10 protein-coding genes are annotated in these 12,510 nt (G+C 39.4%); 4 read left to right on the top strand and 6 right to left on the bottom strand.

Annotated features, from left to right (window positions below):
• Positions 1-33: 33 nt before the first annotated feature.
• Both H5118_RS15435 and H5118_RS15440 read left to right on the top strand, forming a co-directional pair.
• Positions 34-1,116, top strand: coding sequence for an efflux RND transporter periplasmic adaptor subunit (locus H5118_RS15435; RefSeq protein WP_182749364.1), 1,083 nt, complete (start codon positions 34-36; stop codon positions 1,114-1,116).
• Positions 1,117-1,118: 2 nt separating this feature from the next.
• The gene (locus H5118_RS15440; RefSeq protein ID WP_182749366.1) at positions 1,119-4,187 is read left to right on the top strand and encodes an efflux RND transporter permease subunit; all 3,069 of its coding nucleotides are present in this window, start codon (positions 1,119-1,121) and stop codon (positions 4,185-4,187) included.
• Between the two features lie 110 nt (positions 4,188-4,297).
• Here the strand turns inward: H5118_RS15440 and H5118_RS15445 are convergent, their stop codons facing one another.
• Entirely contained in the window at positions 4,298-4,630 is a 333-nt protein-coding gene (locus H5118_RS15445) for a PBPRA1643 family SWIM/SEC-C metal-binding motif protein (RefSeq protein WP_010552992.1), read from the bottom strand.
• Positions 4,631-4,872: 242 nt separating this feature from the next.
• Between H5118_RS15445 and H5118_RS15450 the strand changes: the two genes are divergently transcribed.
• Entirely contained in the window at positions 4,873-5,112 is a 240-nt protein-coding gene (locus H5118_RS15450; protein WP_259397992.1) for a MetJ regulator of methionine regulon, read from the top strand.
• 343 nt (positions 5,113-5,455) lie between these two features.
• Entirely contained in the window at positions 5,456-6,040 is a 585-nt protein-coding gene (locus H5118_RS15455) for a hypothetical protein (RefSeq protein ID WP_182749368.1), read from the top strand.
• A 22-nt stretch (positions 6,041-6,062) separates the two neighbouring features.
• Here H5118_RS15455 and rluF read toward each other — a convergent pair whose 3' ends face one another.
• The 5 genes from rluF to glgC form a co-directional block, all read right to left on the bottom strand.
• On the bottom strand, positions 6,063-7,088 hold the full coding sequence (gene rluF / locus H5118_RS15460; RefSeq protein ID WP_165724052.1) for a 23S rRNA pseudouridine(2604) synthase RluF: 1,026 nt from the start codon (positions 7,086-7,088) through the stop codon (positions 6,063-6,065).
• Between the two features lie 86 nt (positions 7,089-7,174).
• Entirely contained in the window at positions 7,175-8,245 is a 1,071-nt protein-coding gene (locus H5118_RS15465; RefSeq protein ID WP_182749406.1) for a DUF418 domain-containing protein, read from the bottom strand.
• Between the two features lie 30 nt (positions 8,246-8,275).
• Positions 8,276-9,490: an EAL and HDOD domain-containing protein gene (locus tag H5118_RS15470; RefSeq protein ID WP_182712436.1), complete on the bottom strand. Its 1,215-nt coding sequence runs from the start codon at positions 9,488-9,490 to the stop codon at positions 8,276-8,278.
• An 89-nt stretch (positions 9,491-9,579) separates the two neighbouring features.
• Positions 9,580-11,115 (bottom strand): glycogen synthase, encoded by a 1,536-nt coding sequence (locus H5118_RS15475; RefSeq protein WP_182749369.1) that lies wholly within the window; start codon positions 11,113-11,115, stop codon positions 9,580-9,582.
• A gap of 80 nt (positions 11,116-11,195) precedes the next feature.
• Positions 11,196-12,497, bottom strand: coding sequence for a glucose-1-phosphate adenylyltransferase (gene glgC / locus H5118_RS15480; protein WP_002958601.1), 1,302 nt, complete (start codon positions 12,495-12,497; stop codon positions 11,196-11,198).
• Positions 12,498-12,510: the final 13 nt, after the last annotated feature.

Below are 12,510 nucleotides of genomic sequence, written 5' to 3' on the forward strand. Positions count from 1 at the left end.
TAATTATTTTGCCATCATTGCAACGGAGAAGACATGAAACTCTTTCGTCTATGTTTATTAACAACGACCTTACTTAGCTTAATAGCCTGTTCTGAGCCAGAACAACAAGTTAAAGAAGAGCCCATTCGCCCTGTTAAATTATTCAACATAGGTCATGATTCTCAAACTAACATTCGCAGCTTTCCTGCTGAGGTTGTTGCAAACCAAGGCTCTTACCTTGCTTTTAGGGTAAACGGAGAACTTATTAAGTTTCCTGTGCTTGCTGGTGAACACGTTGAAAAAGGTGATTTATTAGCAAAACTGGACCCTGAAGATTTTCAGTTACAGTTTGACGAACGTAAAGCGCGCTTTGAATTGGCAAAATCACAACTTGGCCGTATTGAGCAATTGTTTGAGAAAAAAATCACCAGCCAATCAGAATTAGATGAAGCCACTGCTAATATGCAAATTGCCGAATCTGCATTTAAAATTGCACAAACAAACCTTGAGTACAGCGAGCTACGCGCGCCATTTTCAGGCACAGTTGCAAAAGTATTTGTTAAAAACTTTGAAAACATTCAAGCCAAACAAAATATATTGCGTTTAGAAACACGCGATTTAATGGATGTAGAAATCCAAGTTCCTGAAAAAATAGTCGCTCGTTTTCAAAAAGGCACTGATTACCACCCTACTGTAAAATTCGATGGCTTTGACGATAAAGAATACACACTTGATATTAAAGAGTGGGATACCCAAGCAGACCCTGCAACACTTACCTATAAAGTTGTGTTTTCGCTACCAGTACCTGAGGACTTTAATTTACTAGCGGGTATGACGGGCAGTGTATTTATTGATTTAAGTAAAGTAACGCGCTCGCAAGTGTCTTACACAATACTGCCAATCGAATCAGTGTTTTCTGAACCTCAAGAGTCTATTAAAGATAATGCCTACGTGTGGCTTTTTGATTCAGAAACTAGCCAAGTACATAAACAAGCAGTAAAAATTGGCCAGCTACACCGCGATGGTATTGAGGTGTTAAGTGGTATTAAAGAAGGCCAAATTGTTGTTTCTGCCGGTGTGCATTCACTAAAAGAAGGCATGAAAGTAAGAGCATGGAATAAAGAGCGAGGCTTATAATTATGAGCTTTGCACAACTCTCCATAGAGAAAAAAGTAATCAGTTGGATGTTTACGCTGCTGCTATTAATTGGCGGTACCGTGTCGTATTTTGACTTAGGGCAATTAGAAGACCCTGAGTTTACGCTTAAAAAAGCCATGGTTATTACCATGTACCCTGGCGCATCGCCGCAACAAGTAGAAGAAGAAGTAACTTTTCCTCTGGAAAACGCGATTCAGCAATTACCTTATGTTGATTACGTTACTTCTATTTCATCTAACGGCAAGTCGCAAATTTCGGTAGAGATGAAAAGCACTTATCGAAAAGAGCAACTTCGCCAAATTTGGGATGAAATGCGTCGTAAAATTAACGACCTCTCCCCTTCGCTTCCCAGCGGCGTTTACCCAAGTACTATTTTAGATGACTTTGCCGATGTTTACGGTGTTATGTATTCGGTAACCGGTGATGGCTACTCATATGACGAGCTTAAAGACTACGTAGACTTTTTAAAACGTGAGCTAGTCTTGGTTAAAGGCGTAAGTAAAGTAACGGTTGCAGGTGAGCAACAACCGCAAGTAATGGTTGAAGTCTCAACGCGTAAATTAGCTCAATTAGGTATTGCACCAAGTCATATATTTCAGTTACTGCAATCGCAAAATACGGTTTCTAATGCGGGTAAAATTCGCGTAGGCGATGAGTCAATTCGCTTGCACCCTACTGGCGAATTTAAAGATGTAAAAGAGCTCGAAACGCTATTAATTTCAAAACCTGGTGCCAATGAGCTTATTTATTTAGGCGACGTAGCAAAGGTTTACAGAGAGTACGCAGAAGTACCTAACAATGTTATTCGTTATAATTCTCAGCAAGCTTTGCTTATTGGCGTGTCGTTTATGTCAGGAGTTAACGTAGTTGATGTGGGTAAACACATTGACGATCACTTAGCTTCACTTGAGTATCAACGCCCTCATGGTATTGACATAAATTCGGTATACAACCAACCACAAGAGGTTCAAAAATCGGTTGATGGTTTTATTATCAGCTTACTTGAAGCTATTGCGATTGTTATTGTAGTACTGCTGTTATTTATGGGTTTAAAAAGCGGTATTTTAATTGGTGGTATTTTACTGCTTACTGTACTGGGTACGTTTATATTTATGAAGTTGTTTGCCATCGACTTGCAACGCATATCACTTGGAGCACTTATTATTGCCCTAGGGATGCTGGTTGATAACGCAATAGTTGTAACCGAAGGGATACTAATAAACCTTAAACGTGGGCAAACAAAACTCAAAGCAGCGGTTAATATTGTTGAGCAAACAAAATGGCCTTTACTAGGTGCAACAGTCATTGCAGTCACTGCCTTTGCGCCAATTGGTTTAAGCTCTGATGCCAGTGGTGAATTTGCCGGCAGCTTGTTTTGGGTGTTGTTTATTTCGCTTTTATTAAGCTGGATAACGGCCATAACATTAACCCCATTTTTTGCCAATTTAATGTTTAAAGAAAACGAATTTAAAAACGAAGAAGGCCAAGAAGATGAAGACCCGTATAAAGGTTTTATTTTTAATGGCTATAAAGCGACTTTAGATTTAGCGCTGCACTTTAGAAAAACCACGCTTATATTAATGGTTGTTTTGCTGTGTACTGCGGTTGTTGGTTTTGGCTCTGTAAAACAGTCGTTTTTTCCTGCCTCTAATACACCTATGTTTTATGTAGATTATTGGCAAGAGCAAGGCTCTGATATTCGCTCAACCCTTGAGGGCGTTAAAAAGCTTGAAGAGTTTTTGCAAAAAGAAGACCTTGTTGAAGAAGTAACAAGTACTACAGGCCAAGGTGCACCGCGCTTTATGCTTACCTACGCGCCTGAAAAATCATATCCCGCGTACGGGCAATTAATTATTCGTGTTGCCGACAGAGAAGCTGTAGCAACTGTAATGCAAACAGTCCGTGATTACTCAAGCAATCATGCACTCTCTGCACAGCTTAAAATTAAACCGATGGAAATTGGCCCTTCTACTGATGCAAAAATAGAAGCGCGTTTTTCGGGCCCTGATCCTGTTGTTTTAAGACAACTAGCCGCTAAAGCCGAAGAGCTGATTGGTGAAGACGAAGGTGCATATAATATTCGTGATGACTGGCGCGCACGTACCAAAATGATTCGCCCGCAGTTTAACGAGCAAAAAGCACGTCGATTAGGTATTAGTAAATCAGACTTAGATAATGTGTTGCTAACGAGCTTATCGGGTAAACAAGTGGGCGTATATCGCGATGGCACGCAGTTGCTGCCTATTATTGCTCGCTCTCCTGCTAACGAGCGCTTAAACGTAGAAAGCGTACACGACCTTCAAATATACAGCCCAGTTCTTGGTGTATTTATACCAGTGACTCAAGTTGTAGACGAATTTGATGTGCAGTGGGAAGACAGCCTAATAATGCGCCGCGATCGCAAACGAACTATTACAGTAATGGCCGATCACAATGTATTAGGGGACGAAACACCCGCTAAATTATTTGCACGTATTCGCGGCCCAATAGAGAACATGGAACTACCACGTGGTTACCAACTAGAATGGGGCGGTGAGTTTGAGTCATCAAGCAAAGCGCAAAAAGCAATATTTGGCTCATTACCACTGGGCTATTTAGCTATGTTTGCAGTAACCGTACTACTTTTCAACTCGCTCAAACAGCCACTTGTTATTTGGGCAACTGTGCCTTTGGCTATTATTGGTGTAAGTGCGGGATTGTTAGCGATGAATGCTCCGTTTAGCTTTATGGGGCTACTTGGTTTGTTAAGCTTAAGCGGTATGCTAATTAAAAACGGTATTGTATTAGTTGATCAAATAAACCTTGAATTAAGGGAAGGTAAATCGCCCTATGAAGCCGTGTTTGACTCTGGTGTGAGCCGTGTACGACCAGTTGCAATGGCAGCTATAACTACTATTTTGGGTATGATCCCGCTGTTATTTGACGTGTTTTTTCAATCAATGGCGGTAACAATTATGTTTGGTTTGGGCTTTGCTACAATTTTGACTCTAATTGTAGTGCCGGTACTGTACACCGTGATATTTAGAATTGATTACGAGCCACGTAAGTAGTTAAACATATAATTGGTTAACATTAAAAAATGCCACAGGCTCAAAATCCTGTGGCATTTTTATTTAATACCGATAAAAAAAGAAAGGCTACATATTTAGTTGTTAAGAAACTAACCGCAACACTTTTTATATTTTTTGCCACTACCACATACACAAGGTGCGTTACGCTCTGGTACTTTATCAAATACTTGTGGTGTTGATTTACTAAGCGCAAAGTCTAGTTCGCGAATATCTTCTGGTACGTCTGCTTTAACTTCAATTGAAGCAAACAGCGAATGCTCTTCTAATATGGCTTCTATTTCTGATTGTCGTTCAGCTGAGTTTACAATTAGCGTTAACGGGTGTAACTCTGTGCCTACCTTTGCGGTACGATTTGGCGCAAATCCATTACTGTTATTTTTACCCATTATGTCGGGCTTACCCATAAAGAAAAATTTTGACATGTTACTTCTATAACCTTTCTACATTATTAAGACGGCGCATCTTAACAGCTTACCCAACATATAACTAAGGTGTACTTGCTAATGCACAATATAAATCAAGCTTTAGCGTATATACGCCTAATATAGCGACATAATGAGGACATTTAATGGATTTAGGCAAAATTTGAATTCGAAATATAGTAAAATTATACTAGCTAGACTCAGTGGCGTTTTAATATCTAACTCAATATTATGGAAAAGCCTTGGAAAACTTTAAAACCGCGATACTAATAGCGGGCAGCGTTTTTATACTTTTTGGTTATTTACGCTTTATAACTGACGAGAATGGTAACGTGAACTTAAACAACTACCGTTTTACAGGGGGCATACTACTGGTTATTTCCGGTATGTTTGATGGCACACGCGATCTAGGGCGTGTTGATCTTTGTGGATTGAAATTTGTTCAATCTAGGGGCGATTTAATCGCGGCGCGAGGTTTGTAACCTAGTGGGCTAAGTAAAAACTGAGCAACAAAGAGTTAATCGTCCCTAGAAAGAACCCAAAGGGCAGCGCATGTTTGGTCTTTATGCTGCGTTATCGCCAATTTATGGGGAATAACCACACTACATAGGCTCCGCCTTGCCTAAAAATCAAACACGCTGCTGCAAAATCAATCACGAAAGGTCAACACGCCCTAATTAATCGCCTGCGCTCTAAAAACTCGTTATCGGCGATTGCTGTTTATTTAGGTATACTCTTATTTTATATTGGCTTTAGCATTTAATAGCGAAACATTAAGCGCTAATTTGGGCTTTATACAAGCAACATTTTATAAGTGAATACCCTTTGACCTTTAAACAACTCTTCAACAGCGCCATATTACTCTTAGTAACAGCACCTCCGCTGGCTTTACTTGCATGGGATGAACAAGCCGACCCCGCTTTTATCCCCAACAGTATATATAACACCTTAACATTTACGTTATTTCCAATAACGGCGATAGTGTTGTCGGTTGTTTTATTAAGGCACCTATATAAAAAATACAATAATAACTTTGAATTTAAACATACAGTTAAAAATTATATTACTGAGCATGGGAAGTTCCGCAGCGCATTTATACCACTGTTTTTGCCTATTTTAATTTACTTATGGTTATGGACGTCAGTTTGTATTTCTGTGAAATTATGGGCCAATAAACACAGCAATAATATATGGCAGCAAGAGCATCAATTACTTGAAGTAGGTAGTTGCCCAACTGATTATGAGTACAGTTGTGCAACGCTAACTGTGCTTAGTTTACAGAACTACAGAAAATACACTTTTAGATGGTATTTAGATAAGAATAAATTGGTGACTTTGCAAAATAACAATATAAATTTAGTGGGCGTTACAAGCCCACTTGGCAATATAGTACAAGAAATACAGTGGTAGTAGAATACCACTTAGGTGCAGATTATTTTTTTAAGCTAAGGGTACGCCCCGAGCTAGGTTTTGACTGTGACGACTTGTTCTCTTTAATACTTTTTGGCTTACCAACATACGTGGTAGAACGCTTTTGATAAGGTGCTTTACTGCGCTCATTTTTGCGCTCGCCATTAGCATTACTGCGATCAGAGTTGCGACTTGAATTTCGCTCAGTACTACGCTCGCCACTTTGTTCGCCTTTATTAAAACGGCGAGGATTTTCACCCTGAAAATCACGCTTTTTAGGAATCGACGGCGTATTATTTTCTGATTGTTTATTAGCATCAAGCGAATGTTCTTGAGTTTTACCTGAGTCAGAAATCGAGTCGTTTATTTGCGCCATTTCAGTATCAGATAAATGACGCCACTGCCCTACCTTTAAACCTTTTAGTGTTACGTTCATTATACGAGTGCGCTTTAACGTCACCACTTCGTAACCTAAATATTCACACATACGGCGTATTTGGCGGTTTAAACCTTGTGTAAGTACTATTTTAAATTCTTTAGGGGCAGTTTGTGTCACTTTACACTTTTTAGTCACGGTATCTAAAATAGGCACGCCATTGGCCATTTTTGTAACAAACTGACGATTAAGCGGTTTATCAACCGTAACAACATATTCTTTTTCGTGGTTATTACCCGCACGCAAAATTTTATTAACGATGTCGCCTTCGTTAGTTAAAAATATAAGCCCTTCAGAAGGTCTATCTAAACGCCCTATTGGAAATATACGCGTAGGATAATTTACCGCGCGAATAATATTACTTTGAATTTTACTTTCGGTAGTACACGTAATACCAACGGGTTTATTGTAAGCGATATAAACGCGCTTTGGTGTGGCTTTAAGTGGCTTGCCATCAACCAATACAACATCGGTAGCAGCAACTTTTACGCCCATTTCAGGCGAGTAGCCATTAACGCTGACACGACCTTGCTCAATATATTTATCGGCTTCGCGGCGTGAACAAAACCCTGTTTCACTAATAAATTTATTTAAACGTTTTAATTCGGTCATGGCACTTATAGCGTAGTAATTTTTAAGGCGAGTAGTGTAAACCACCCACACTATTTTTTCGCCCCTAATTTAAAATTTATAGGTGTTTAAGCATTAATTTTTGCTTTCGTTAATTTACGCCATACAAATTCAAGCGGGCCTTGGTTAAAATAACGGCTGTATATAAAGGTAAATATGAGCTGCAGTGCAACTAATGCCGTTGCAACTAACCAGTAGTCAATACGATCAAAATTGAGCACCCAGTGCGTAAATAGCACTTTATATAACAATAATTGTATGAGTGTTTGGCTAATATATAAAGTAAATGCTAAGCGCCCCGCTTGTTGAATAAGCGTGCCAACGTGTGCGCTGTTATTGCAAAATTTAACAATTAAATGAATATACAGCGTAGCCATACCTAACGCCGCAAAAATATTTATAAATTCTTGCACCCCATATCCTAAGCTGCCATTAAGCTGTGATGCATAAAGCCTGATTCCACAAAAAACAAGGGTCATTGCACCGCAAACTATTAATTGCTGAGTCGTTAAGCCTTTACTAAAAACGTCTTGTTTATATAAATAAATGCCAATGAGCATAAGGCCCACGCACATCCACATTGTCATTATTGGCACCATAACAAGCATTAACGTGTTCATAGCAAGGTTACTAATAAAGTAATCAATATAGTGTGGGTTATATAATTCAATAAACTGTGCTGTATCGCGGTAAATTATTTCATCGGGTACGCTAGATATAACAAGTAAGGTAACCACAGCCGACAACAAGGTAAATGCAAACCCTCTTTTTAAAAGTACGTTGCTATCACTTTCTAAATATTTAATAACAAACCAGCCAGATACACCGTAAACAAATAAAATATCACCGGCCCAAAGTAAAAAACCATGCGCTAAACCAAAGAGGATTAACCAATAGAGCCTGCTTTTTATCTGCACTTCAGACTTGTAACGTTGCCACTGAATGTAAAGCCCAGCACCAAAAAGCAAACTAAACAGTGTTCTAAAACGCCCGTCTACAAACACGCTGCTAAAGGTGTGAATAATTGAGTCGCTAACAGGAGGATTAGTTAAGGAGCTATACCCATATTCAAAAATGCCGAAGGCGTAAGCATTCATGTAAACAAGTCCAAGCACGGCAACGCCGCGAACAAAGTCCATATTATAATTGCGCATTAAAGCTATTATCCGTTAAATATTATTCTTATAACTGTCAGCCCAATCGACTGACTGTTGGTAAAGTGGAGGTAGTATAGCACTGTCTATATTTAGCAAAAGTACGGCTTGTTCAAGTGCCCACCAGCTTCCTGTTTCATATGCTTTAACAACGTTTAAAATATAATAAAGTGTGTTTTTGTCCCCTAATAATGCCGTTTTTATTTCATCAGGGAAAGGTAGCTTTTCAACAAGCAAGCTCATTGGTTGATCAAGGATTGCATCCAGTAACGAGAATAACCCTGTTAAAAATGCTTCGCCTGACTGACTTTTATCAACATTTTTTGCCACAAGCTCACAAAAGCGAGCACGTACAACACATACTTGCATTAGCTCTGCTGGCTTTTTACCCGCTGTATGAGCAGTAACAATAAGGCTCACAAACTTTTTCAGGCGTTCGTGTCCTAAATACACAAGCGCTTGCTTTAATGACGATATTTGGCTTTGTATAGGAAACACACCGCTGTTTATTAATCTTAGTAACTTATATGCGAGTGCAGCATCTAGCTCAAACAGGCTTGCGATGGTTTTAATATCAGGGCTTTGCTTCATTATTTCTGCGTAAATAGCGACGACTAAACCATAATTATAATCAATGTCGTTTTGCTTGATCATTGTAGGCTTTGCAAAAAAATAGCCTTGAAAATAATCAAACCCCATATCAAAGGCGAGCTTGTAGTCTTCTTGTGTTTCTATTTTTTCGGCTAGTATTTTTATTTTTTTATGCGCTTGTAACTTAGTAACTATGGGCTGTATTTCGCTAAGAGGTGTAATTGCAATATCAAATTTAATGAGTTTCACAAGCTTTAAAAAACGATCCCATTGTGGTTTATATACAAAATCATCGAGCGCGAGTTTGTAGTTACTATGAAATAAACCTCGGCATAGCTCATAGTTATCGTCGGTAGGTTCTATGGTTTCGAGCAGCTCAATCACAACGTCTTGACATGGTAAGAAAGCACATAAATCGAGTTTTAGTGATTCTGGTCCTATATTAATAAGCGCTTTTTTGCCTGATGTAATATGGCGTGTACCTAAATTTAATTGATTTTCCATAATAAGCCTTGCTGTTGCTTGGCCTTCTGCAATATCTGGAAAATAATTTTTTGGACTATCACGAAAAAGTAGCTCATAGGCTACTACTTTTTTACTTCGATTGAATATTGCTTGCCTTGCAACAAATACAGACACATTACCTACTTCTTAGCTTTTATATAATACTAAGTAATTAAACCCTAAGCAGGTAGATTTGTCACTAAACTTTAAAGTACAGAAACGATTTACCGGTATAAGGTTGTTATATAATCAGTTGCCACTTGTGGCCACGAAAAACGCATTTGCTCTGCGCTGTGCTTAATTTTATGCCATCTTTTAGGATTTTGCTTTTTAATTAAGAGAGTTTCGTCTAAACAGCTAATTAAATTACGCGTTTGCGTTGCCAACGTGTCTCCATTAAAGCTAAAACCATTTTCGTGGTGTTTAACAGTATCTTTTAATCCGCCAACACTGTGTACTAAACACGGTTGCCCCGCTCGCATTGCTAGCATTTGGCTAATACCACACGGTTCAAACGAGCTTGGCATTAAAAATAAGTCACCTAATTGATACATTAAATCGCCAACACCTTGCCCATACCCCTTTAAAAATAAAAGATTGGAATTACGCGCCATTGCTTTGGTAAATATACTTTCGAGCTCTTTGTCACCCGAGCCGAGAATAATAAGTCTGCCGTTATGCTCATTAATTAATTGGCACACTTTATCAATAGCTAAAACCCCATTAACCTGCTGGCACAATAACAACACTTTTTGCTCAGTAAGACGGCCAACGCTTGTAACTAATGGACCGTTATTAACCGTTGCTTTAAATTGCTGTAGTCGTTGGTGGGCAATATAGTAGCCACTTTGTAACTGCTCGCTAATTGCCATCCAAGTAAATAAAGTACTCTCAGCTTGGCTATAAAAATCAGCGAGAGTTGCTCCTTCAAGTGCATTGCTTGGATATTCGCAGCCATTTAAAATACCAACAAGCTTGCCTTGGCTTGCTGCATTTTGCAGATCTTGCTCAAGCCCTTCGCCACCAAAAAAACCATGTTCGTAATTACTAGGTTCGAGAACCTCTTGGCTATATGTTGGCGATACAACATGTATTTTATCGCATAGATTTATTGCACTGCGCATAGGATTAAAACAATGAGGGTAACGCGGGTCGCATAATTGCTGGCCATTATAACTAAGTGATGGAAACCACGCCTCTAAGCTTGAATCATCATGTTTGAAAGGTCTAATACCTTGCAGTGCAATATTATGCACAGTGAAGGCAATAGGTAAGGTATTAAGTGAGCTATAACGTGGCTCAAACTTAAGTAAAACTGCAACGCAGGCACTGTGCCAATCATGTAAATGCAGCGCTGTAGGGCGCTTTAATACACCTTGTAATAACGCTTCGCAGACGGCTGCGTTAAATAGAGCAAATTTAGTCGCATCAGTTGCAAAAGGCCTCCCGGGTGCATCGTTACAATATACACTGCCTGATTCACTAAATAGCGGGTGGCTAATAACAATTTGGCTTACATTATTTTCGGCTTGTTGTACATTAAAAACGGTTAACACATGAGGTTGAGCATTAAATGCAACGGTTACTTCACCTACATAAATACGCTCAAGCGGCACAAACCCGTAATCAGGAATAACAACATCAACCGTTATACCTTGCTTTGCGAGTGCCCTAGGTGCATCGCGTACTACATCTGCCACACCGCCTACTTTTGCGCCTGGTAACGCGTCATTTTCTGCTGCAACCATTAATACATGCATTAATTTATTATTTCCTTTAAACCTGTGTGAGCTTGCTCACAAATGAGCAAGCTATGTTGTCGTGCTTATCTAACTTGTTGTTACGCTAGCTTTTTATTTTCTCGCGCTTGGCGTTCTAACTTTTTTGCAAGCTCAGTGAGCATATCACGTGTAACAAGAACGATACCTTTTTTAGATACCCTAAAGCCGTTTTCTTCATCTGTTTTTTTGTCAAAACCTATTTCAAGACCTGCCGGTATTTCACAGCTTCTATCTATTATTGCGCGTTTAATTTTACAACCTCGGTTTATAACCGCACCGGGTAAAATAACCGACTGCTCAATGGTACAAAATGAGCGAACGTGAACGTTAGAAAACAACAGGGATTTTCTAACCGCAGAGCCCGAAATAATACACCCACCCGAGACTGTTGAGTCTAAAGCCATACCACGTCTATCTTCATCATCAAAAATAAACTTAGCAGGTGGTAGTTGCTCTTGATAAGTCCATATTGGCCACGTTGGATCGTATAAATCAAGTTGTGGTTCTGGCATTACCAGTTCCATATTAGCTTCCCAGAACGAATCAAGCGTACCTACATCTCGCCAATAAGGTTGCCCTTCTTGGTTTGGATCTCTAAATGGGAAGGCAAATACATTATGCTCTTCTATAATCGCTGGAATAATATCGTGACCAAAATCGCGTCCAGAGCCTTCATTCTCAGAATCTTTTTTAAGTTGCTCAAACAAAAATTCAGTATTAAAGATGTAGTTCCCCATTGATGCTAAACATGTACCTGGCTTGCCGGGTACGGAGCTCGGCATTGCTGGTTTTTCATCAAAACGACACACTCTATTTTCTTCATCAACGGTCATTACACCAAACGTGTCTGCGGCTTCCTCTACTGGAACTTCAATACAACACACAGTCATATCTGCGCCTTTTTGCACATGTTCAGCTAATAAAGCACCATAGTCCATACGGTACACATGATCTCCAGACAAAATCATCACATATTTAGGAAGCTCGTGACGAATAATATCTATGTTTTGAAAAACAGCATCTGCGGTTCCACAATACCAATCATCACCTTGGCGCTGAGATGCAGGTAGTATTTCAACCGACTCTCCTAGCTCTTTTTTAAAGTGCCCCCATGCGCGGTTTACATGGCGTATTAATGAATGTGATTTATATTGTGTAGCAATACCAACACGTCTCACACCCGAGTTAATGCAGTTTGATAGTGGAAAATCGATAATTCGATGTTTACCACCAAAGTAAACTGCTGGCTTTGCTCGCCAATCGGTTAACTCATGCAGGCGAGAACCGCGACCGCCTGCCAGTATTAACGCGTAAGTTTCTCTGGTTAGGCTACTTATGTAGCGATTTGCATAATTAGGCATAATACTCTCTCCA

Origin of the sequence: Pseudoalteromonas sp. SR41-1 (assembly GCF_014164015.1) — a bacterium.
Classification (GTDB): Bacteria; Pseudomonadota; Gammaproteobacteria; order Enterobacterales; family Alteromonadaceae; genus Pseudoalteromonas; species Pseudoalteromonas distincta.